24 protein-coding genes are annotated in these 20,592 nt (G+C 38.0%); 15 read left to right on the forward strand and 9 right to left on the reverse strand.

The annotated features are described in order from the left end of the window. Positions 1–2: 2 nt before the first annotated feature. The 8 genes from hybB (at position 3) to LLF28_04490 (ending at position 5,397) form a co-directional block, all read left to right on the forward strand. Positions 3–1,142: a Ni/Fe-hydrogenase cytochrome b subunit gene (hybB, locus tag LLF28_04455; GenBank protein MCE5194696.1), complete on the forward strand. Its 1,140-nt coding sequence runs from the start codon at positions 3–5 to the stop codon at positions 1,140–1,142. Positions 1,143–1,236: 94 nt separating this feature from the next. Beyond that, positions 1,237–1,398 carry a DsbA family protein gene (locus LLF28_04460; GenBank protein MCE5194697.1) on the forward strand — a complete coding sequence of 54 codons (162 nt, stop codon included), beginning with the start codon at positions 1,237–1,239 and terminating at the stop codon, positions 1,396–1,398. 60 nt (positions 1,399–1,458) lie between these two features. Further along, entirely contained in the window at positions 1,459–1,839 is a 381-nt protein-coding gene (locus tag LLF28_04465) for a thioredoxin domain-containing protein (protein MCE5194698.1), read from the forward strand. After that, the gene (locus tag LLF28_04470; protein MCE5194699.1) at positions 1,823–2,902 is read left to right on the forward strand and encodes a cytochrome-c peroxidase; all 1,080 of its coding nucleotides are present in this window, start codon (positions 1,823–1,825) and stop codon (positions 2,900–2,902) included. The genes LLF28_04465 and LLF28_04470 overlap by 17 nt, the downstream gene beginning before the upstream one ends. 179 nt (positions 2,903–3,081) lie before the next feature. Beyond that, complete coding sequence (locus LLF28_04475) at positions 3,082–3,627, forward strand: helix-hairpin-helix domain-containing protein (protein MCE5194700.1); 546 nt, start codon at positions 3,082–3,084, stop codon at positions 3,625–3,627. Between the two features lie 51 nt (positions 3,628–3,678). Further along, on the forward strand, positions 3,679–3,972 hold the full coding sequence (locus LLF28_04480) for a hypothetical protein (protein MCE5194701.1): 294 nt from the start codon (positions 3,679–3,681) through the stop codon (positions 3,970–3,972). A gap of 80 nt (positions 3,973–4,052) precedes the next feature. After that, positions 4,053–4,457 (forward strand): YidB family protein, encoded by a 405-nt coding sequence (locus LLF28_04485; GenBank protein MCE5194702.1) that lies wholly within the window; start codon positions 4,053–4,055, stop codon positions 4,455–4,457. 91 nt (positions 4,458–4,548) lie between these two features. Next, positions 4,549–5,397, forward strand: a complete 849-nt coding sequence (locus LLF28_04490; protein MCE5194703.1) for an FkbM family methyltransferase — start codon at positions 4,549–4,551, stop codon at positions 5,395–5,397. 30 nt (positions 5,398–5,427) lie between these two features. Here the strand turns inward: LLF28_04490 and LLF28_04495 are convergent, their stop codons facing one another. Together LLF28_04495 and bioB are read right to left on the reverse strand one after the other, a co-directional pair. After that, the gene (locus LLF28_04495; protein MCE5194704.1) at positions 5,428–6,207 is read right to left on the reverse strand and encodes a 6-carboxyhexanoate--CoA ligase; all 780 of its coding nucleotides are present in this window, start codon (positions 6,205–6,207) and stop codon (positions 5,428–5,430) included. 4 nt (positions 6,208–6,211) lie between these two features. Beyond that, complete coding sequence (bioB, locus tag LLF28_04500; protein ID MCE5194705.1) at positions 6,212–7,171, reverse strand: biotin synthase BioB; 960 nt, start codon at positions 7,169–7,171, stop codon at positions 6,212–6,214. Positions 7,172–7,301: 130 nt separating this feature from the next. On the opposite strand from bioB, the gene LLF28_04505 reads away from it, so the two are divergent. Beyond that, a complete protein-coding gene (locus LLF28_04505; protein ID MCE5194706.1) occupies positions 7,302–7,766 on the forward strand; it encodes a GatB/YqeY domain-containing protein in 465 nt (154 codons plus the stop codon). Between the two features lie 17 nt (positions 7,767–7,783). Here LLF28_04505 and LLF28_04510 read toward each other — a convergent pair whose 3' ends face one another. From LLF28_04510 to LLF28_04525, 4 genes are read right to left on the reverse strand one after another with little or no spacing between them, the layout of a single operon-like run. After that, positions 7,784–8,491, reverse strand: coding sequence for an ABC transporter ATP-binding protein (locus LLF28_04510; protein MCE5194707.1), 708 nt, complete (start codon positions 8,489–8,491; stop codon positions 7,784–7,786). Beyond that, complete coding sequence (locus LLF28_04515) at positions 8,484–9,251, reverse strand: ABC transporter ATP-binding protein (protein MCE5194708.1); 768 nt, start codon at positions 9,249–9,251, stop codon at positions 8,484–8,486. The genes LLF28_04510 and LLF28_04515 overlap by 8 nt, the downstream gene beginning before the upstream one ends. Then, complete coding sequence (locus tag LLF28_04520; GenBank protein ID MCE5194709.1) at positions 9,238–10,395, reverse strand: hypothetical protein; 1,158 nt, start codon at positions 10,393–10,395, stop codon at positions 9,238–9,240. The genes LLF28_04515 and LLF28_04520 overlap by 14 nt, the downstream gene beginning before the upstream one ends. Beyond that, positions 10,379–11,281 carry a branched-chain amino acid ABC transporter permease gene (locus LLF28_04525; protein MCE5194710.1) on the reverse strand — a complete coding sequence of 301 codons (903 nt, stop codon included), beginning with the start codon at positions 11,279–11,281 and terminating at the stop codon, positions 10,379–10,381. Before LLF28_04525 ends, LLF28_04520 begins: the two co-directional genes overlap by 17 nt. A 100-nt stretch (positions 11,282–11,381) precedes the next feature. Between LLF28_04525 and metK the strand changes: the two genes are divergently transcribed. From metK to dksA, 4 genes are all read left to right on the forward strand, one after another. After that, entirely contained in the window at positions 11,382–12,533 is a 1,152-nt protein-coding gene (gene metK / locus LLF28_04530; protein ID MCE5194711.1) for a methionine adenosyltransferase, read from the forward strand. A gap of 71 nt (positions 12,534–12,604) precedes the next feature. Beyond that, on the forward strand, positions 12,605–13,864 hold the full coding sequence (gene ahcY / locus LLF28_04535; GenBank protein ID MCE5194712.1) for an adenosylhomocysteinase: 1,260 nt from the start codon (positions 12,605–12,607) through the stop codon (positions 13,862–13,864). Positions 13,865–13,875: 11 nt separating this feature from the next. Further along, positions 13,876–15,441 carry a citramalate synthase gene (gene cimA / locus LLF28_04540; protein ID MCE5194713.1) on the forward strand — a complete coding sequence of 522 codons (1,566 nt, stop codon included), beginning with the start codon at positions 13,876–13,878 and terminating at the stop codon, positions 15,439–15,441. 181 nt (positions 15,442–15,622) lie between these two features. Beyond that, the gene (gene dksA / locus LLF28_04545) at positions 15,623–16,207 is read left to right on the forward strand and encodes an RNA polymerase-binding protein DksA (protein ID MCE5194714.1); all 585 of its coding nucleotides are present in this window, start codon (positions 15,623–15,625) and stop codon (positions 16,205–16,207) included. Here the strand turns inward: dksA and LLF28_04550 are convergent. From LLF28_04550 to LLF28_04560, 3 genes are all read right to left on the reverse strand, one after another. Next, positions 16,204–17,004 carry an ABC transporter permease gene (locus LLF28_04550; protein ID MCE5194715.1) on the reverse strand — a complete coding sequence of 267 codons (801 nt, stop codon included), beginning with the start codon at positions 17,002–17,004 and terminating at the stop codon, positions 16,204–16,206. The genes dksA and LLF28_04550 overlap by 4 nt on opposite strands. Further along, positions 16,988–17,920 (reverse strand): ABC transporter permease, encoded by a 933-nt coding sequence (locus LLF28_04555; protein ID MCE5194716.1) that lies wholly within the window; start codon positions 17,918–17,920, stop codon positions 16,988–16,990. Before LLF28_04555 ends, LLF28_04550 begins: the two co-directional genes overlap by 17 nt. Positions 17,921–17,988: 68 nt before the next feature. Further along, positions 17,989–19,182: a hypothetical protein gene (locus tag LLF28_04560; protein ID MCE5194717.1), complete on the reverse strand. Its 1,194-nt coding sequence runs from the start codon at positions 19,180–19,182 to the stop codon at positions 17,989–17,991. Between the two features lie 112 nt (positions 19,183–19,294). Here LLF28_04560 and LLF28_04565 point away from each other — a divergent pair, with 112 nt between their 5' ends. Both LLF28_04565 and LLF28_04570 read left to right on the forward strand, forming a co-directional pair. Further along, on the forward strand, positions 19,295–20,122 hold the full coding sequence (locus tag LLF28_04565; protein ID MCE5194718.1) for a response regulator transcription factor: 828 nt from the start codon (positions 19,295–19,297) through the stop codon (positions 20,120–20,122). 101 nt (positions 20,123–20,223) lie between these two features. Next, positions 20,224–20,589 (forward strand): hypothetical protein, encoded by a 366-nt coding sequence (locus LLF28_04570; protein ID MCE5194719.1) that lies wholly within the window; start codon positions 20,224–20,226, stop codon positions 20,587–20,589. The last annotated feature ends 3 nt before the right edge of the window (positions 20,590–20,592 follow it).

Below are 20,592 nucleotides of genomic sequence, written 5' to 3' on the forward strand. Positions count from 1 at the left end.
CCATGAAGGCACTTGATAAAACAATGAAAGATGTTCAGTTTTTTTCTAAGGGAACAAAGATTCTTGTTGTCCTGCTTGGCCTTGCTGCGATAGCAGTTATATACAGATATGTATTTGGGCTCGGTGGAGCGACAAACCTGTCAGATGATGTGCCATGGGGTTTATGGGTTGCATTCGATGTTTTTGCAGGAGTTGCGCTTGCTGCTGGAGGCTTTGCTGTAACAGCGGCTGTCTATATATTCAATATGAAGAAATACAAACCAATAGCAAGACCTGCGATTCTAACAGCCTTCATAGGCTATTCAGTGGTTATGTTAGGTTTACTTATTGATATTGGACAGTCTCAAAGATTCTGGCATCCGCTTTTAATGTGGCAGCACAGGTCGGTAATGTTTGAAGTTGTTATATGTATAACTTTGTACTCAAATGTACTTGCACTTGAGTTTGCTCCTGCAGTTCTTGAAAAACTGAAACTGACAGGGCTTCTTAAGATACTTAAGTTTTTCACATTCCCTCTGGTAATAGCCGGGATAGTTCTCTCATTCCTGCACCAGTCTTCGCTTGGAGCCTTCTTCCTTATAATGCCTGCAAGACTGAGTCAGCTCTGGTATTCTCCGATAATGCCGCAGATGTTCTACATCTCTGCAATTGCAGTCGGTCTTGCAATGGTTTCTTTTGAGTCGATCGTAAGTGCAAAGGCATTCAAGAAAGAATATGAGATGGATATACTTAAGGGACTTGGCAAGGGTACAAGGATAACACTGGGTATCTATCTTCTGGTTAAGATCATAGATATGATTGTGAGAGGTACATTCCCAATGCTCCTTGATGGAAGTCTGGCAAGCAAATTCTATATAGCGGAAATTTTGATCGGCGCAATAATTCCGATTATTCTTTACTCAATAAAGAGCACCCAGGAATCAGTGGGCGGAATTCTTACCTCCTCAAGCTTTGTAATATTCGGTGTTCTCTTCAACCGCTTCAATATAAATTTCTTTGCACAGCTTCGTCCAGGCATATCATACTTTCCTTCAGTAGCTGAGATTGCTATTACCGTAGGATTGGTGGCGCTCGGTATCTTCGCATACAGGATTGCGGCTGTTTATTTTCCTGTAATGCATGATTCTCAGGAACAACATTAATTTTTGAATCTGAAACAGGAGGCTTTAGAAGCCTCCTGTTTTTTTCATGCTATAATCAAATCAGAAGCTACCAAAAATCTGACAGGGGTTTAAAATGAAAGTAAGAATATTGGTCCTCGCTGTTGTCATGATTTTAAGCAGTGTTATTTTCTCCTATGCAGATGAGAAACGTTATTCTCTTCCTATCGAAAATTCTCCCTCTTACGGTCCAGCAGATGCGCCAGTCACAATAATAGAATTTCTTGACTATCAATGACCGCACTGCGTTGCGGTCGGTCCGACCGTACTAAGGCTTTTAAAAGAATTCAAGGGCAAGATGCGTCTTATTATCAAAAACTATCCTTATAAATACAGAGATTACTCGCATATTGCTGCTGAGGCAGCTCTTGCTGCGCAAGATCAGGGCAAATTCTGGGAGATGCATGAATATCTTCTTAAGAAATCACCCGATCTTGACAGGAAAAGTCTTATAAAATACGCAAAAGATTTAAAACTAGATGAAAAGAAATTCACAGATGATCTGGATAAGATGAAACACTTGGCTGTTATTGAGAGAGACAAGAAACTGGCCTTAGACCTTGACCTTTATAATACTCCGACTTTTTTCATTAATGGGAGAAAGGTTGTAGGTAACAGGCCATACGAATATATAAAAAAGATTGTAGTGGAGGAGATAAAAAATGCAAAAACGAAATAAAGGGATATTCAGATTTCTTATAATCTTTTTAGTGCTGATTGGTTTTGCATTGCCTTTCTCTATTTATGCAGGACACCTCGAGCCTTTTAAAACAGTACCTATTCCCGAAAAAAACCCACAGACACCCGATAAAATTGAACTTGGCAAAATGCTTTTTTTTGACAGGAGATTATCCGGCGACAGCACAATGAGCTGTGCAACGTGTCATGTGCCGGAACAGGCGTTCACAGACGGACAGGAACTGTCACTAAACTATCCAACAACAAGAAACTGGAGGAATGCACCAACACTGATTAACATAGCTTTCCAGAAGTATCTGTTCCATGACGGAAGGGCAACGACACTAGAGGATCAGGCGCTGTTTCCGATAATGTCTGCATTTGAGATGAACAAAAATCTTGATTTTCTCGAGGAGCAGATACGTATTGTTCCTGAATATGCCAAGTTGTTCAAAAAAGTATTTGGCGGCGATGTTACAAGAGAAAAAATCTCAATGGCAATAGCAGCATTTGAGCGCACATTAATATCGCTCGATGCTCCGATTGATAAATATCTGAAAGGGAATGAAAAAGCTCTGTCTGCTGATGCAAAGAAAGGACTTGAAATATTCAAAGGCAAGGGTAAATGCGCTGACTGCCACAATGGAGTAAACCTTTCAGACGACAAGTTCTATGCGCTTGGAGTGCCTGAAAAGTCAGAGCACCAGCAAGACCCAAGAATCACTGCAACAAGAAGATTTGTTGCTAAGGTCTATCACTATCCCGACTATAAGACCCTTAATGAAGACCCTGGGAGGTATCTGATAACTAAAGATAAAAAGGACTGGAAGGCATTCAGAACACCAACCCTCCGTGAGATATCGAGAACAGCGCCTTATATGCATAACGGAATTTTTAATACTCTTGACGAAGTTATCGAATTTTTCAATAAAGGCGGAGGCAAAGGCAACAAGGTTTTAAAACCTCTGGGGCTTACTTCCGAAGAAAAGAAAAATTTAAAAACATTTATGATAGAGGCGCTTTCAGGAAAAGAGATTGTAATAAAATTCCCCAAAGTGCCATAGAAGTCTTTTTCTGTTTATCAAGAGGCTGGCTTCAGAATGAGGCAGTCAAAGTGTTGCTGATCCGCAGATTCTGTTATAAATTATTCTGGTTAATCCGCTTGTTATTTTTTTTAAAAAATATTGCTTGCTATTTTCATATGTGCTAGTATTAGCAATATTATCCTAATTAAGGAGGCGTTATGTTTTCAAAAAAGACAAGAGCATTAAAGTTTTTGTTCATTTTCTCGTTGGTTGCAGTTGTTGTTTTTTGTCTCTCGACACAGGGAGCATTCGCGGCAGCTGTAGATATTAACTCAGCATCTCAGAAAGAGCTTGAAGGGCTTAAAGGGATAGGAGCTGCAAAGGCAAAGAAGATAATAGCAAACAGACCTTATTCCTCAGTGGATGAACTTTCAAAGGCAGGACTATCTAAAAAAGACATAGACACGATCAGACCGAATGTTACTGCAGGAACAGCTGCTACAAAGGCCGAGACAAAACCTGCAGCTGATAAAAAAACCGCAAAGACCGAAAAATCAAAAACACAGAAGTTAGCTCCTGGCGAAAAAGTTAATATAAATACAGCTTCAAAAGAAAAGATCGAAGCGCTACCTGAAATAGGCCCTAAGAAAGCACAGGCTATTATTGATGCAAGACCCTTTAAAACTAAAGAAGACATTATGAAAGTCAAAGGCATTAAACAAAAGACATACGATAAAATAAAAGACAGCATTACAGTAGATTAGCTTTAATATGCGCTCTTTGGAGTGCTATATCCTTATTAATAGGAGAATATTATGAAACGCATAGCAGTTTTGTTCTTGGCTTTAATGTTGTTTGCTTCTTTTTCATTTGCAGCAACAAACACCTATCAGGTTACTGGTCCTGTGCTGGAAGTGAAAGATGATTCGATCACAGTTCAGAAAGGCAAAGAAAAGTGGCAGGTCGCCCGCGATAAAGATACAAAGATAACAGGTGAACTCAAGGTTGGATCAAAAGTCACAATTCAGTACACAATGAAAGCTGTATCAGTCGAAGTAAAGGAAGTAAAAAAAGCTAAAGACAAAAAAACTGACACAAAGAAAAAGTAATTTTATTTTATATGTTAGGCGGCTCTATCAACCTTAATGGAATATTGAAGTGAGCCGCCTTAATAATTTAGGAGGAGATGATGGGACTTTTAAATGATATTGCAGGCGGTATACTGGGAAAACTTACAGGTTCAGGGCAGCAAAACAAGATTGTGGAAACACTTAAAGATGTGCTGACAAATCCTGAAACCGGCGGATTAGAGGGGATGATACAATCTTTTAAGACCAAAGGGCTTGGGGAACTTATAGGTTCGTGGATAGGCACAGGCAAAAATATTCCGATATCAGCTGATCAGATAAAAGATGCGTTCGGTTCAGGACAGCTGCAAAAAATCGCAGGAAATCTGGGAATATCAAAAGAGATGGCATCAGAAAAACTGGCTGAATTTCTGCCAAAGATAATTGATAAGCTTACTCCTGATGGAAAAGTGCCAAGCCAGGAAATATTGGCTAAGGCGATGGAGATGTTTAAGGGAAAGGGTTAGGCTGATAGTATTTTAGGTGTGGCTTTAATCTTTACTCAAAATATTTGATTGGAGCCACCTTTTTCAACTTTTACAGAGGAATAAATATATAGTGTTTAGCTTAATTCCCGAAGCAATAAAAAAAATATCAGCAGGATTTTTATCCTGCTTTATTTTTTTCATAAACCGCAAGAAATATAAATCTAAAGACATCCAAAAATGTTTGAGTAAATACGAAAAATATTTCGCAGACTATGGATACAAGTTATCAATAAGAGACAATTTTATTTATAGTATCGAAGGCAATAACTTGAAAATATGCGGTAATTCCGAAAATGTTTTTTGGACAGCTCAGGATGTTATTTGTAAAAATGTTTATGATTTTAATTCTAATGAAGATTTTATTATGATCGACATTGGTTTAAATGTTGGAATGGCCGCATTGTCTATGTCGAGAAAGAAAAATATTATTAAGGTTTACGGTTATGAGCCTTTTTCTCCCACATTCGAGCAGGCTGTAAAAAATTTAAAAGCAAATCCTCATTTATCAGATAAGCTTCAAATATTTAATTTTGGATTAGGAAGTGAAGATGAAATCTTAGATCTAAATTACAATTCAGAATTTTCTGGCTCAATGAGCAGCATAAAGAATAGATTCCCGGATTCCATGCAAGTTGAAAGAATAGAAATCAAGAAGGCCTCCAGCATTATTTCTCAAATAATTGATAATCACAAAGAGAAGATATTCTTAAAAATCGACTGTGAAGGAGCAGAAGAAAATATTTTGGAAGATTTGGACAACGAAAATTTACTGGAGAAAATTAATATAATCTGCATGGAATGGCATTTTAAAGAACCTGAGAACTTGATCGGAATTCTAAAAAACAATGACTTTGTTGTCTTTTCCGAAGAAACAATGAAAGATGAGCTTGGATTTATAAGAGCAGTAAATATAAAGTGAACTAATAAAAAATAGATATGCCGAATTCATTTAATGAATATATTTTACTACTATTGGCTGTTCTTCGAGAAAGGTAATGATTTTATCAGAGGCAGTTTTTTCTTTTATGAAAAATATTCTTCCTCCATGCATCTGACCTTTTTTCTTTATATTCGGGATTCTCAAATATCCAATTTCTTTTGATGCAATGTAGCCTGTTGTGTAATCAGGGTCATCAGAGATACAGACCTCAGCAATAATTTCCCTGCACGAATTAACTTTCGAGGCTAACGTCAACGCTTCTTTTACAGTTGTAGTGTTTATTTTTGACTTAGTCAATAGTTTAGAGAGTTTTTTATCAGCAGATTTTTCAATGCCGAATCTAGAAACTCTGACACCGCGTATTTTATCAGGCTCTGTGCATTTTCCTGATTTCATTTTTACAATTGCAGCACCGCGCATTGTTTTTTTTGCTCTCAGAATCTTCAACCCTGTGTTTATTGCCTTTTTTGATATGCCAAGATCATCAAGATTTTTGATTATTAATTTTTCTGCCTTTTCAGGAGATTTACATCTCAAAGTAGTTACTTCAAGTAATGAGGCTGTCTTTGGTTTTTGTTTGAGTTCTTCTATTGTTACTGTTATTCTGTCAGGTTTTCCACGGGGATGTTTTAAAGCTCGTCTAATGTATGCGCTGCATATTTTCTGAAGGTCTGATTTGCTGTATATTCCTTCAGCACCTGAGATGTGAACATCTTTTTTAGAAGCCCTCATTCTTATGCTCCACATAATTTTGTCCTTGTAAAATTTGAATTCCCTGTCTCCTGTCATAAATTTAGATTTTAAGTCCACAATCTTTAATAAGCCTTAGATCATCAGAATAATTTCTGCCTGTTGTTGTGAGATAATTTCCTGTCATCAAAGAATCGGCTCCTGCTGTAAATACCATTGAATGTATTTTACCCAATACTTGCAGCCTTCCTCCGCATATCCTTATCTGTTTTTGAGGGAGTATAAATCTGTAAAGACTTATAATCTTCAGCGCATCAATCGAGCTCATTATTGCTTGATTCTCAAGCAGCGTACCTTTTATAGGTATTAAAAAATTGACTGGAACAGAATCCACTCCAAGTTCTCTCAGGGCAATGGCCATATCAATTCTGTCTTCCCATGTCTCTCCCATCCCGAATATTCCTCCAGAGCAGACAGAGAGTCCTGCTGATTGCGCTGCCTCAATTGTTCTTAATTTATCGCTGTAAGAATGTGTGCTGCATATCTCAGGAAAAAATCTTTCAGATGTTTCCAGATTGTGATGATAACGTTCGAGCCCGTTATCTTTCAAAAAACACAGTTCATCTTTATCAAGAAGTCCGAGCGATGCGCATGGCAGAATTCCAGTGTCTCTTATGTTTTTTATTGCCGCTGCGATTTCTCTGAGTTCTTTTCTGTTTGCTTTTTTCCCGCTTGTGACAATGCTGAATCTTTTTACTCCGCTGTCTTTAGCTTCCTTTGCCTTTCCCAAGATAGCAGATGCAGTCATCAATGGATAGACAGGTATGTCCGATTTGTTTTTTGATGACTGGGCGCAGTATATACAATCCTCAGAACAAGCACCTGATTTTGCATTCACTATTGCGCAGAGTTCGACATTATCTCCATGATATTTTTTGCGAAGCTTGTCTGCATGAGAAAACAATTTGAATATGTCATGACTTTCGATCCTGGCAATCAAGACTGCTTCGTCTCTGGATATTTGTTTGCCATCAAGAACCTTATTTGCTAAGTTTTCATGCACAGAATATTTTCCAGAAATGAATGCGTATTGTCAACTTAATCGCAACATAAGGTTTACATATAATAGACAAGATTTTATTAGTGTTATAATATGAATCGGATTACTAGATTAAAAGCAGGGAGAGAAAATAATGGATATTTTCAAGAAGATTGATGAAGACCTTATTGCAAGCATGAAGAGCAAAGAAGAGGGGAGCGATCTTAACAGAACCACACTCAGAATGATAAAGTCAGCAATTAAGAACGCAGAAATCGCAAAGCGCGGTAAAGGCGAACTTACAGAGGAAGACATTGTAAGCGTTCTTTCCACTATGGTCAAACAGCGGAAAGAATCAGCTGAACAATATACCAATGCGAGCAGAAAAGATCTTGCGGATAAAGAGAACAAGGAAATAAGCATTATTCAGGCATATCTGCCTAGACAACTTTCAATAGATGAACTCGATGAGATTATAAAGTCCGCGATAAAAAATGCCGGTGTTACAGGAGCGAAGGAAATGGGGAAGCTGATGAAGGAGCTAATGCCAAAGGTCAAGGGCAAGGCTGACGGAAAACTTGTCAGCGAGAGAGTGAAAGAGATTTTGGAGAAGCTATAAACAAGAGATAGATAATTTTATTCTCCCAGATATGCTTTTTTGACTTTTTCATTGTTCAGGAGTTCTTTCCCTTTGCCTTCAAAGATGATTCTCCCGTTTTCAATCACATAACCTCTGTTTGAAAGATTGAGAGCAGCATGTGCATTCTGTTCAACAAGCAAGACAGTTATTCCTTCATCATTAATTTCTTTTATTGCCTTGAATATTCTGGCGACCATTATTGGAGCAAGTCCTAGCGAAGGTTCATCAAGAATGAGAAGTTTTGGGTCTGACATTAATGCTCTCGATATAGCAAGCATCTGCTGCTCTCCTCCGCTTAATGTGCCGCCCATCTGTTTTTTGCGCTCTTTAAGAACAGGGAATAATTCAAATGTATTCTCAAGTTTGTCTTTAAGTTCTAAAGCCTTCAGGTTTTTTGAATATGCGCCAATCTCAAGATTTTCCTTAACAGTGAGTTTGGGGAATATTCTTCTTCCTTCCGGGACATGGCTTATTCCCATCTGAACAATCTCATGCGGCTGTTTTTTGGAGATTAATTCTTTTTTAAAAAATATTTCTCCGCTTGATGATTTAATCACTCCAGAGACAGTCATGAGAGTGGTTGATTTGCCTGCACCGTTGCTTCCTATGAGACATACTATTTCTCCGCTGTCGACCTTAAGCGATATGCCTTTGAGAGCTTCGACAGGACCATAATGTGTCTTTATGTTTTTTAATTCAAGCATTAAACTCCCTGCCAAGATATGCTTCTATCACCATTGGATTTGTTCTTATTTCCAAGGGGGTTCCTTCAGCGATTTTCACGCCATGATCAAGCACAACAATATTATCTGAAATTCCCATTACAACCTTCATGTCATGTTCAATAAGAATAATTGTCTTGCCAAGTTTTTGAAGTTTTTTTATCAGAGTCATCATCTCTGAGGTTTCTTGAGGATTCATTCCTGCTGTGGGTTCGTCGAGAAGTATTAGTCTTGGTTCTGTTGCAAGTGTCCTTGCTATCTCAAGTCTTTTCTGACTGCCATAAGAAAGATTTGATGCAAGTGTGTATGCAACATCTTCAAGTCCGACAAGTTCGAGGTACTCGATAGATTTTTGGTGAACTATTTTATCTTCTTCGATGAATTTTCTATTTCTCAATATAGAATCAATTAGATTGGTTTTTGTTCTGCAGTGATGAGATACCATTACATTTTCAAGAACGCTCATTTCTCTGAAAAGTCTTATGTTCTGGAATGTTCTAGCCATCCCAAGTTTTACTATATTATTAGCCTTAAGTCGTGTTATGTCTTGCTCCAGAAAATATATATTCCCTCTTGTAGGTCTTATTAAACCAGTAAGACAATTAAAGAGCGTTGTCTTTCCTGCGCCGTTAGGCCCGATTATGCTCAGAATGCTGTTTTCCTGAACCCTGAATTTTACCTCTTCAACAGCTTTTATGCCGCCGAAATGTTTTGTCATATCTCTAACTTCAAGTAGAAACAATCTTACCTCCATGATGAGAACTGCTGGGCCTGAAAATTCCCTGAGGCCTGAAAATCATGAGCAATACAAGTCCGCTTCCAAGCGCAAGCATTCTGTACAACTGAACTTCCCTGAGCATTTCAGGCAGGATAACTAGTATCGCTGCTCCTAATATTACGCCTCTAAGGCTTCCTAGCCCGCCTAGTATTACCATTGAAAGAATTAATACAGATTCCATGAACGTGAAACTCTCAGGCGACACAAAACGCATTTTAGCTGAAAATAATACGCCTGCAATTCCTGCCCAGAAAGAACCGAATGCAAATGCATAAAGTTTATATGATGTCGGATTAATACCCAATGATATTGATGCAATTTCATCTTCTCTTATCGCAACCCATGCTCTCCCGATTCGCGATGTATAGACTCTCTTTATTATGAAGACTGATAAGAGTACAAAAATAAAAATAAGATAGTAATAATGGCTGAGCTTATTAATCGTCATACCGAAAATATAAGGTCCTGCAATATCTCCGATTCCGTTCGGACCTTTTGTAACTGAATCCCAGTTGTTGAGAACAAGTCTTACTATTTCGCCGAATCCAAGTGTCACTATCGCAAGATAATCGCCGCGGAGCCGTAAAGCCGGTATGGCAAGTATGAATCCTGATATGGTCGTTATAAAAACAGCTATCGGCAGTGCAGACCAGAATCCAAGCCCGAAGATTGAATTCAACAGCGCATATGAATATGCGCCTATTGCATAGAATGCCACAAATCCTAGATTAAGAAGTCCTGCGAAACCGACAACGACATTCAGACCCTGCGCTAGTATTATATAAATGCCGGTCAGGACGGCCACATCCAGAAAATAGTCTTTTGCAAAAAAAGGAACAGAAAGGATAAAAATAATCAGTAGAATTTTGCCTGAGAAGATGTTTTTTTTACTTTTTATGAACTGAAGCTTTTTGTTGAGCAGAAGTATTTTAGTTTGGATTTTTTCTATAGATGTTTTTGTATGCTGAGAAATAAGTTTGATAAAAAACAATGATGCGAGAACCACGGCAAAAAGTATTGCTGCAGCTTCTATCCCCTTGAAAGGCAAAAACAGAAGTCCTGTCCAGAATGCGATTAATAATATTTTAAAATTAAACTTTTTCTTCATGCGAAGCTCCAAATAGACCGGATGGTTTAATAAGAAGTATTATTATAAGAAGAATAAATGCATAGGCATCTTTGTATTCTGAAGAGATATAGCCTGCGCTGAGACTCTCTACTAGGCCAAGTATAATTCCTCCAAGCATTGCGCCAGGGATACTGCCGATGCCGCCAAGAACTGCCGCAGTAAATGCCTTGATGCCGGCGATGTATCCTATAGAATAATTTACAAGTCCGTAATACATTGCTACCATGAATCCCGCAACGGCAGCGAGTCCTGAGCCTATTATGAATGTGATGGATATAACAGTGTCTAAATTAATCCCCACGAGTGATGCCATTGTCTTGTCCTGTGATACTGCTCTCATTGCCTTGCCAATCCTTGTTTTTTTGATTAACAGATGCAGTAAAAACATCAAGACTGCTGATATGACGATAATTAAAAGCTGCGTGTAGGTAACTTTTGTGTTGAGAATATCAATTCCTGTTTTTTCGAAAAAATGAGGAAATACCTTGTCAGTTGCTCCTTGTGTGAGCATGACATAATTCTGGAGAAAGATCGAAACTCCTATTGCGCTTATTAATGGGCTTAAGCGAGGCGCCTGCCTCAAAGGTCTGTATGCAATTTTTTCTATTGCATAGCCGTATCCAGAGCAGAACACGATTGAGAGAATAAGTGAAAGTACTAATGCAAGAGGAAGATTGTATGCTATTAACCCCAGTGCGGTGAAGAAAGCAAGAAATATAATACCCAGATATGCGCCAAGCATGTATATTTCACCATGGGCAAAATTAATCAGTTCAAGTATCCCGTAAACCATGGTGTACCCCAGTGCAATAAGCGCATATACTCCGCCTAATGTAAGTCCGTTAATTAACTGCTGGGTGAGCACAAAAAATTTTAACAGAAATTGATGTGCAAAATCTTCTTCTATTTTGGAAGAGAATCTTTTAAACTATACGTTCAAGTAAATTCAAAGGCAGGAGGTACGAATGGCAAAGGGTAATTTTTTCTTTACTTCAGAATCAGTAACAGAAGGACATCCTGATAAGATAGCTGATCAGATATCAGATGCTATTCTGGATGCGATAATATCAAGAGATCCTAAATCAAGGGTTGCTTGTGAGACAATAGTTACAACAGGTCTTGCATTTGTAGCGGGAGAAATAACAACAAGCTGTTATGTCGAGATACCTTCAATTGTCCGCGAGACAATAAAGGACATCGGATATACACGCGCAAAATACGGATTTGATTATGAGACCTGCGCTGTAATCACTTCTATCCACGAACAATCTTCAGATATAGCAATGGGCGTTGATATAGGAGGCGCAGGAGACCAGGGGTTGATGTTTGGATATGCCTGCAATGAAACTCCAGAACTTATGCCGATGCCTATTATGCTTGCGCATAAGCTTTCAATGAGACTTTCAGAGGCAAGAAAAAAAGACATCCTGGGCTATCTGAGGCCTGACGGTAAATCTCAGGTAACAATCGAATATAAAAACGGAGTGCCTCACAGGATTGACAGCATCGTAATATCTTCTCAGCACAGCCCTGACATAACTCTGAAAGAGATGAAAGAGGATATTATCGAAAAGGTCATAAAGCCGATTGTGCCTAAAGAAATTCTTGACGAGGAAAATGTTAAATATCACATAAATCCTACTGGCCGCTTTGTTGTGGGCGGTCCGATGGGCGATACAGGCCTGACAGGAAGAAAAATAATAGTCGACAGCTATGGCGGAGTTGGAAGTCATGGAGGAGGCTGTTTCTCTGGAAAGGATCCAACAAAGGTTGACCGCTCAGGCGCATATATGGCCAGATACATTGCAAAAAATATTGTTGCAGCAGGAATTGCCGACAAGGTTCAGGTTCAACTTGCATATGCTATAGGTATCCCGGAACCTGTTTCCATACTTGCTGATACTTTTGGAACAGGAAAGATTGAGCATGATAAGATAGTCAAGATTATCAGAAACAATTTCAATCTTACGCCAAAGGGGATGATAGATACGCTTAATCTCAGAAGACCAATATTCAGAAAGACTGCTGCATACGGTCATTTTGGAAGAAATGACGCTGATTTTACATGGGAGAATACAGACATAGCATCAGTTCTTAAAAAAGAAGCAAAGTTGTAGAAATAAACAGCGCATAGTTTTACTAATGACTGTTCGCTGGATAATATTCACAAATAAAATTCGGAGGCTGAATGATAAAGCATGATGTAAAGGATATGAGCTTGGCAAACAAAGGCAGGCTGAGAATAGAGTGGGCTGCAAAAGAAATGCCTGTTCTTCAGAGCATTGCAGAGCGTTTCAGAAAAGAAAGACCGTTAAAAGGTGTAAGACTTACAGCATGTCTTCATGTTACAACAGAGACAGCAAATCTTGTTGATACGCTCAAACTGGGTGGAGCTCAGGTTCATCTGTGCGCATCAAATCCATTGAGCACGCAGGATGATGTTGCAGCATCGCTTGTCAAAAATTCAGGAATCCCTGTTTTTGCGATAAAAGGCGAGGACCACAAAACTTATTATCAGCATATATTGAGCGCTTTGTCATTGAAGCCGAATATTACGATGGATGATGGCGCTGATATAGTATCGATGCTGCATACAAAAAAGAAAGAACTTCTCAAATATATACTTGGCGGCACTGAAGAGACAACAACAGGGGTTATAAGACTAAGGGCTATGGCAGAGAAAGGTGTTCTTAAATATCCGATAATCGCAGTTAATGATGCCTATACAAAATATCTTTTTGATAATCGTTATGGCACCGGACAGTCAACCATGGATGGGATCATAAGGGCGACAAACAGGCTTATTGCAGGCTCTGTATTTGTTGTCGGTGGTTACGGCTGGTGCAGCAAAGGGATTGCAATGAGAGCAAAAGGAATGGGAGGAAGAGTAATAGTAACAGAAGTGGATCCTCTAAGAGCGCTTGAGGCAACTATCGACGGTTTTGAGGTAATGCCGATGAAAGAAGCCTCAAAGTTGGGAGATATATTTGTAACAGCTACAGGAGATATTGATGTCATAGACAAAAAGTGTTTTCAGGTGATGAAGGATGGGGCTATAATCTCTAATTCAGGACACTTTAATGTAGAGATATCCATAGCTGAACTCAAGACAATGTCGAAATCAAGAAGAGTGATCAGGGATTTTGTTGAAGAGTATACGCTTAAAAATGGCAGAAGAATCTATCTGCTTGGCGAGGGCCGTCTTATAAACCTCGCTGCAGCTGAAGGACATCCGTCTGCTGTTATGGATATGAGTTTTGCAAATCAGGCTCTTTGTGTAGAATATATTGTAAAGAATCACAAAAAGCTAGACAATAAGGTATATTCAGTGCCTGAAAAAATTGACAGTCACATATCGAGGCTGAAATTAAAATCTATGGGTGTAAAAATAGATGTGCTTACACCAGCTCAGAGAAAATATCTTAAGAGTTGGGAACTTGGGACTTAATTATTTTGAAAATGCTCCAGAGAATTGAAATATATGACACAACATTGAGGGATGGTGCCCAGGCAGAAGACATTTCGTTTTCTGTGGATGACAAGCTGGCTATTACATCAAAGCTTAATGATCTTGGCATTCACTATATCGAGGGAGGCTGGCCGGGCTCTAATCCTAGAGATGCCGAGTATTTTAAGAGAGTAAAAAAACTTAAGTTAAAAAATTCAACAATAGCTGCTTTTGGAAGCACACACAGTCCGAAACATAGCGCAAGAGATGATGCAAATCTGAAGTCCCTGATTGCAGCCGAGACATCAACAATCACTATTTTTGGAAAGACATGGGATTTTCATGTTAAGGAATCACTAAGAATATCATTAAAGGAAAACCTTGAAATAATACATGGCTCAGTTTCGTATCTGAAAAAATACACTGGCAAGGTATTTTTTGACGCAGAGCATTTTTTTGACGGTTACAAGTCAAACCCTGAGTTTGCAATTGCCTGTATTAGCGCTGCAAGTGATGCCGGATCAGACTGTCTTGTTCTTTGCGATACAAACGGCGGGACAATGCCCGATGAGATAGAAGCTATAACAAAGAAAGTCATAGAGAAGATTAAATCTCCGGTAGGAATTCATGTGCATAATGATTCTGAATGTGCTGTTGGGAATTCGATTATTGCTGTAAGGGCAGGGGCAGCACAAGTTCAGGGAACAATAAACGGACTTGGGGAAAGATGCGGGAATGCAAATCTCTGCTCGATTATTCCTAATCTCAAGCTCAAACTTGGAATCAAATGCATAAGCGATAAACAGCTCAGGAAACTCAGGGATGTATCAAGATTTGTCAACGAGATAGGAAATCTCAGACATTTTAAGAGACAGCCTTTTGTCGGAGACAGCGCTTTTGCACATAAGGCTGGGATTCATGTGAGCGCTGTTATGAAAAATCCTGAGACTTATGAACATGTAAAACCTGAACTTATAGGAAACTCGCACAGAGTCTTGATATCAGACCTTGCAGGAAAGAGCAATATAATTAGAAAGGCAAAAGAATTTCATATAAAAATAGAGCCGGATTCACCGAAGCTTCAGGTAATACTAAATAACTTGAAGGATCTGGAGTATCAGGGATTTCAGTTTGAAGGCGCAGAGGCATCTTTCGAGCTGATTTTGAAAAAAGCATTCGGTCTTCACAAAAAATTCTTCGAACTTATAGGATTCAGAGTGATAGTAGAGAAAAGAAAAGAGGGCGAAGATCCTCTAACCGAAGCTACTATTATGCTGAAAGTCGGAGGTAAGATAGAGCATACTGCTTCTACAGGAGACGGACCGGTTAATGCTCTTGATAATGCATTAAGAAAAGCCCTTGAAAAATTCTATCCCAAGCTTAAAGAAATAAAACTTGACGACTATAAGGTCAGGGTTCTGACAGCAGGCAAGGGAACATCTGCCAAGGTAAGGGTTTTGGCAGAATCAGGCGACGGCAGGAAGAAATGGTGGACTGTAGGAGTATCAGAAAATATAATTGAAGCATCATGGCAGGCTCTTGTTGATAGTATAGAATATAAACTGTTAAAAGAATAACTAGCTGTAATATCAGAAGAGTTTTCATGTTTTCTCTCGTGTTTTCTCATTGGAAAACATAAACAATCAAAATTATTTTTTAATTTACATTAATTTATAAATCTTTTTTTTCTTAAAAATCTTGACTATGAACTGTTATTTCTGTTAGGGTTAAAAGTTACAAAATTCCAGAGGAGCTATTATGTTAAAAAAGAATATGAAAAAGACTTCAAAGAGCGTGAAGAAACCTAAAACTGTTAAAACAGCAAGAAAACAGCAAACTAAAAAAAAGATAGAAAAGAAAAAAATAGCAGCAAAAAAAACTACATCAAAGAAGGCTGGAGTAAAGAAAACAGTTCTAAAAAAAATAGCAGCATTTGCAGAACAGACAGCGCTTCCTGCTCCAAAAATCAGGAAACCGCTTACTGAGAGAGATAAAAGACTTTTTGAGATAAGAAAAAAACTTGTTGAACAAAAAGAGATTATACTGAATGAGGCGGAGGCTGCCTTGAATGAACTTCCAGGGCAGACGATATTCCCTGATATGGGTGATCAGGCTTCTGCAGAGATAGACAGAAATTTCATGCTGAGACTAAGAGGCAGGGAACAAAAACTGCTTAAAAAAATAGAGGAAGCAATCGAGAGAATAAACAACGGTACATTCGGTATTTGCGAGAACTGCGGTGTGGACATAGATATCAAAAGACTCGAGGCAAGACCTGTAACAAATATGTGCATTGACTGCAAGACCCAGCAGGAAGAAGAGGAAAAACTGAAAGAGAGTTAATTCACTCTCAATCCGTACTTATCTCTCAAAGCATCGCCTACAATATTAAAACAAAGAGATGTTAGCGCTATGGCCAATCCGGGGAAGAGTACCATCCAAGGTTCTGATGAAATGTATGCTCTATTCATGCTGACCATTGATCCCCATGTTGCCATTGGTGGCTGTGCTCCTAATCCCAGAAAACTTAAAGATGCCTCTGTCAGTACATAACCTCCAAGTTTAATCCCTGCCATAACAAATGCAATGGGAATGCACTGGGGCATGAGATGTACAAAAAGTATTCTAGATCTACTGCATCCGATTGATTTTGCAGCTTCGATATATGCTGCATCTTTTAATGTCAGAACATATCCGCGAATCAATCTTGCAAACGATGCCCAGCCCACAAAGGATATTGCGATCATGACTGTATAAATTCCAGGAATGAATATTATTGAAACTCCTATCGCAAGAAGCAGGGACGGGAAGGAGAGAATAAGATCAGCGAATGCCATTATTATGGTGTCAATTTTCCCTCCAAAGTATCCTGCGCAAAGTCCCGTAAACAGGCCGATGCTCATTGAAATTAATGCAGCAATTAATGCAATGCTTATTGATATTCTTCCTCCATAGATCACTCTCGAGAAAATGTCTCTGCCTTTGTTATCTGTTCCGAACAGATGTTTTGTGCTCGGCGATTCTTTTATGCTGTCAAGGTCGATTTTTTCAGGATCATATGCAGAAATAAAGGGTGAAAAAATCGAAACAGATAATATAACAATAAGCATTAAGGCGGATATCTTACCTGTCAGGTGCATAAAGTCTTATCCTCGGGTCAATATAGTGGTATATGACGTCTACTATAATATTTATTGCGACAAAGACTGTTGTACCTGTGATTATGCACCCCATTATCACTGGATAGTCTCTTTTTGTTATCCCATCCATTATAAATCTTCCAATACCGTCCCAGCCGAAGATCGTCTCAGTCAGAACTGCCCCATTCAAATAGCTTCCAAAATCCAGTCCGATTACCGTGACAAGAGGAATCAGTGCGTTTTTGAATATATGAGTGCTGTTAATCCTGAATTCACTTAATCCTTTTGCTCGTGCGGTATTTACAAAAGGCATATCGCTTATCTCTATGACAGATGTTCTTGTCACTCTTGCCAGAGTTGCAATTGCAGGAAGCGCTAATGTGAGCGCAGGCATGAAAAGAAATCTTATATCTCCTGTGCCTGAAGGCGGAAAGAGTTTAAACTTGAGGCTGAATATCAGCATTATAATCAATCCACTCCAGAATACCGGAAGGCTGAGTCCTGCTATAGAAAGTGATGATATTATTCTGTCAGTTGCTGTATTTTTTTTGTATGCTGCTATAAATCCCAGCGTGATGCCTATTGGAATTGCTATGAACATTGCGGCTAATGCAAGTTTAATGGTATTGGGAAATTTCAGGAGTATATCATCAAGTACTTTTCTGTTTGTGAAATAGGATCTTCCCATTTCACCTGTTGCAAGTAGCTTTATATAACCTAAATACTGGCTCATTACATCTTTGTCAGCGCCAAGTTCTTTGCGTATTTTTTCTATAACTTCTTTTTGCGCTCTTTCACCGACAATGTTCTGCGCAGGATCCCCGGGAAGGGCTTTTGTAAGCGAAAATGTTATAAGCGTAATGCCAAACAAAAGTAAAATCAGGATAAGAAAACGTTTTAAAAGATAGAGTTTAATTGTGATTTCTCCAGTGTCTGCTTAGTTTTAGAAAATGTAATTTTCTGACAAGTCTTATACATAATAAATCAGCAAGTTGTCTCCAGCAATTTTATGGCCTGTTTTTTTGTTTTAAGCTTACCCTCAAACTGCATTTTTTTCAATTTTCGTATAAATTCTCCAAGTTCTAACCCTTCTTTTAATCTTGTAAGTTTCATTATTTCGTGCGTGTTTAAAAGACCCTTATGTAAAATATGATTAAATCGTTCCAGTTCTGCAATAAAACCAAGCTTGTTGCTAAGAATAACAAAGTCCAAGGCAGAAAATTTTAACTTTAAAAAAGTTTCAAACATGTTTTTTTTGCTGAAAAGATTTTTATTTCCTGATTGCCACTGAAGTTTATGAACATTTTTCATGCGCTCTTGTATCTGTCTGCTCAAGGAAAGTCTGTTCCTGCTAAGGGTTGAGCCATATAGAATGAGTTCGAGTCTCATAAGTCCTTTCAGACTGAGTTCCTGAGAAAAGGTTTCATCAAGAGCATTTTTGTATTTTATTGGTATTTTTTTAAAGGATGATTCAAGTTTTAAAAAAGAGGAGATATTTTTTGAAAGTTTTTTATCCTCTATTGAAATGAAATGTTTCAGCAATCTGTCCTGATACGCAAGCTTAAGCGCTTGAAAATAATTTTTTGAATCCAGAAGTTTAAAAAATTCTGAAGTTATTCTTTCAGAAGCAGAATTTTTTATCAAACCGCATAGTTTTTTAACAATACTGCGTGTATTGCTGTCTATGATCCATCCTAGTTCAGCAGCAAACCTGTATGTTCTTAAAAGCCTGAGAGGATCCTTTCTGAAATTATCAATTGATATTGCCTTGATTCTTTTATTTTTGATGTCATTTATGCCGCCGAACAGATCAATAAGTCCGGTTTGTGAAGACCATGCAAGTGCATTCATGGTGAAATCTCTTTCAGCAAGATTATCTTCAAGCATTGATTTCAGCTCTGTAAAATCCAGTGTGCTGCCATCTTTAAAAATAATCCTGAACAGCTGCTCTTTTTTAAGCTCGACAAGTGAAGCTTTTTCATGGTCGAGATTCAGTTTTTTATAAACAATTTCTGCAAATTTCTTAATATCCCCTCGGACAATATAGTCTATATCTCTTCCTTTTTTACCAGCAAATATATTTCTCAAATAACCGCCGACAATATAAACTTCTTTTCTCAAAGAAAAGATTTTAGCGTTAGTTCTGTTAATAAGAATTCTTCTTTCCAGATTGATCATGCTTATATTTTATCCATAATCAGACTTTAAATAATACAAAAACATTAAATATTTAGTTTTTTCGGTCGATATATATTATGAGATATATCAGATATCTTCTCCAGAAAAATATATGTATATCAACAGAGCAGACAATTATATTTCCTTTGAGCAATCCCTGTTAGTAATAGATAACTGTGAAAGAACCAGAGAAAATCTTTTTTCTGTGTTCAGAGGCAGAATAAAGATATTTATTGCCCGCACCGGTTCCGAGGGGCTCGATATGCTTTCCGAGAATACAGGGGTAGTCCTGTTGAATTACATTCTTCCTGATATGGAAGGAAGTAATGTTTTGAGGGAAATAAAAATACGCTATCCGTCTATACCGGTAATTGTTATGACAAGTTATGGAAGCGAGGAAATATGCCAAAAGGTTTTTAGACTAAGGGCAATTGATTATATAAAAAAGCCATTAAATATAGATGAGATTAGAGATAAAGTAGATATTCTTCTGAAAATCAGGGATAACAAATCTGGGAACAGAGAGCCATTGTTTTTTGAATTATCAAGCGACAGCAAGTGGTGCACAGCAAATCAAATGTCATTCGAAGTGCAAACAAAAATAATCAAAATAAAAAAATATCTAGACGAAAACTATATGGTTAATATTGACATGCAGAAAATATTGAAGCAGGCCTGCATGAACAAGACCTATTTCTGTAATTTTTTTAAAATAGCTACAGGACAGACTTTTAAAAATTATTTGATTAATAAAAGGCTTGAAATTGCAAAAAAGCTTTTGAAAAACAGGAAGCTTTCGGTAAGCGATATAGCTTACAAAATAGGTTACACGCCGAAATATTTTTCAGAATCCTTCAAGAAAACAGTTGGGATCTCTCCCCGGAAATTCAAAAAACTAAAAATTGACAAATTCGGGAATAAATTTGACTACTACAGGTAGTCTTTCTCTCTCCTTAGTGATATTTTTTTACACTAGCAGAGGTTAGTTCATACAGCTCTCAGAAATTAAGTTAATAGAAAATAAACCTTGCGAGGTGCTACATGAAAAAGGTGAAGAGTAAGGGGAAATACAAAATCGCTGCAATCAAAACAACAGCCGCAAGTAGAAAAGTTTGTGCGGATCATCAGGATTTGTTGAAGATAGCAGTCCTTGCGAAAAATTCGATTAAAGAGGAGCCAAAACTAGGCATGCTTTTTATGGTAAACCCAGTTCTTGCAATAAAGGAGATGGGTGTTGAGTTAACTGACTCAATGACAAAGCATGTAAAAAAAGCTATTAGGACAGCGAAATTAACTGAAGGGAATAAGGCGCTTTTCAAAAAGGTAAAAAATGGAAAATTTAAGATTCCATGGGTAGATAAAGTAACTTTCAGAAAAAATAAGATCGCTGATGAGATCGGGAGGTGAAAA

The organism is Nitrospiraceae bacterium, assembly GCA_021373015.1.
Lineage (GTDB): Bacteria > Nitrospirota > Thermodesulfovibrionia > Thermodesulfovibrionales > UBA1546 > JAJFTJ01.

Coding starts and splice junctions, on each gene's coding strand:
- LLF28_04520 (MCE5194709.1), bottom strand. CDS start 10,395: ATGAAGAAAAAGTTTAATTTTAAAATATTATTAATCGCATTCTGGACA.
- LLF28_04565 (MCE5194718.1), top strand. CDS start 19,295: ATGTATATCAACAGAGCAGACAATTATATTTCCTTTGAGCAATCCCTG.
- LLF28_04485 (MCE5194702.1), top strand. CDS start 4,053: ATGGGACTTTTAAATGATATTGCAGGCGGTATACTGGGAAAACTTACA.
- metK (MCE5194711.1), top strand. CDS start 11,382: ATGGCAAAGGGTAATTTTTTCTTTACTTCAGAATCAGTAACAGAAGGA.
- hybB (MCE5194696.1), top strand. CDS start 3: ATGAAGGCACTTGATAAAACAATGAAAGATGTTCAGTTTTTTTCTAAG.
- LLF28_04460 (MCE5194697.1), top strand. CDS start 1,237: ATGAAAGTAAGAATATTGGTCCTCGCTGTTGTCATGATTTTAAGCAGT.
- cimA (MCE5194713.1), top strand. CDS start 13,876: ATGCTCCAGAGAATTGAAATATATGACACAACATTGAGGGATGGTGCC.
- LLF28_04570 (MCE5194719.1), top strand. CDS start 20,224: ATGAAAAAGGTGAAGAGTAAGGGGAAATACAAAATCGCTGCAATCAAA.
- LLF28_04495 (MCE5194704.1), bottom strand. CDS start 6,207: ATGACAGGAGACAGGGAATTCAAATTTTACAAGGACAAAATTATGTGG.
- LLF28_04475 (MCE5194700.1), top strand. CDS start 3,082: ATGTTTTCAAAAAAGACAAGAGCATTAAAGTTTTTGTTCATTTTCTCG.
- LLF28_04505 (MCE5194706.1), top strand. CDS start 7,302: ATGGATATTTTCAAGAAGATTGATGAAGACCTTATTGCAAGCATGAAG.
- LLF28_04510 (MCE5194707.1), bottom strand. CDS start 8,491: ATGCTTGAATTAAAAAACATAAAGACACATTATGGTCCTGTCGAAGCT.
- dksA (MCE5194714.1), top strand. CDS start 15,623: ATGTTAAAAAAGAATATGAAAAAGACTTCAAAGAGCGTGAAGAAACCT.
- LLF28_04480 (MCE5194701.1), top strand. CDS start 3,679: ATGAAACGCATAGCAGTTTTGTTCTTGGCTTTAATGTTGTTTGCTTCT.
- LLF28_04470 (MCE5194699.1), top strand. CDS start 1,823: ATGCAAAAACGAAATAAAGGGATATTCAGATTTCTTATAATCTTTTTA.
- ahcY (MCE5194712.1), top strand. CDS start 12,605: ATGATAAAGCATGATGTAAAGGATATGAGCTTGGCAAACAAAGGCAGG.
- LLF28_04550 (MCE5194715.1), bottom strand. CDS start 17,004: ATGCACCTGACAGGTAAGATATCCGCCTTAATGCTTATTGTTATATTA.
- LLF28_04560 (MCE5194717.1), bottom strand. CDS start 19,182: ATGATCAATCTGGAAAGAAGAATTCTTATTAACAGAACTAACGCTAAA.
- LLF28_04465 (MCE5194698.1), top strand. CDS start 1,459: ATGCGTCTTATTATCAAAAACTATCCTTATAAATACAGAGATTACTCG.